Raw genomic sequence first — 1,038 nt, forward strand, 5'->3', positions numbered from 1 at the left:
GACCGAGACGGGGACGGGTTGACCTAACCAGATTTCTAGTGCGATCGCTCCCTGATTAACTAACATTTCTAACCCATCAATAATTCTTATCCCTCTAGTCCGGGCCAACCGGAGAAATTTGGTCGGCCGGGGATTATAAATTAGATCGTAGGCGATCGCCGATGGGGGTAAAAGGTCTAATAATTCTAACTCAACAGGGGATTGTTCGCCCTGGGGGGACATTCCGATCGGGGTAGAATTAATCAGGAGTTCTGTGGTGGATACCAGCCCCTCTAATTCGTCCCAGCCATGCACTTCTAGGAGGTCATAGAGGCTTGTATTCGCCCAACTTTCTTTAAAAGGATCTAATTTCTTTTGATTGCGTCCTACCACATGAATTTCGCCACAGCCCAACTGGGCGCAAGCCACCACCACCGCCCGGGCCGCGCCGCCATTGCCTAAAATAACTGGATTCACCTGACTCCAATCTTTGTCAAGGGATTTCAAGGGTGCGAGAAAGCCATCCACATCGGTATTCGTTCCCTGCCAGCCGGTTTCCGTGCGCCAGACGGTGTTAACTGCGCCCACTAGCCTTGCTTTCTCGGTAATTTGCGATAATAAGGGAATAATTGCTAATTTATGGGGAATTGTGACGCTAAAACCCTGTAGATCGATGGCGGACAAACCAGCGATCGCAGTTGCTAAATTTTCCGGGGCGATAGGTAGGGGAAGATAGACATAATTTAGCCCCAAGGCATCGATAGCGGCATTGTGCATGGGGGGAGAAAGAGTATGGCCGATGGGATCGCCGATTACGCCTAATAACTTGGTTTTTCCGTTAATAATGGTCATAAAAAAGGTGGGCTTTCCCCACCAAAGTTTGATATCAAGGGTGGCCAATGCTCACCTTACTATACTAGGGTTTGCTGAAAAAGTTTTTCCTGGGGGCAGGGTGTAGGGTGTGGGGTGTGGGGTGTAGGGTTTTACCGATTCTCATCTGGTCAATTACCTAATTTTCAGAGAAAAAGTCCCAGAATTTTCCCCCTATCTCTCCCACAA

At 48.7% G+C, this 1,038-nt stretch carries 1 protein-coding gene; it reads right to left on the reverse strand.

Annotated elements, in window-relative coordinates:
* The coding region (locus PX481_RS08375; RefSeq protein WP_288094341.1) for a shikimate dehydrogenase at window positions 1-831 on the reverse strand (831 nt) is incomplete at its 3' end.
* Window positions 832-1,038: the final 207 nt, after the last annotated feature.

This window comes from Microcystis sp. M53603_WE2 (assembly GCF_030065435.1).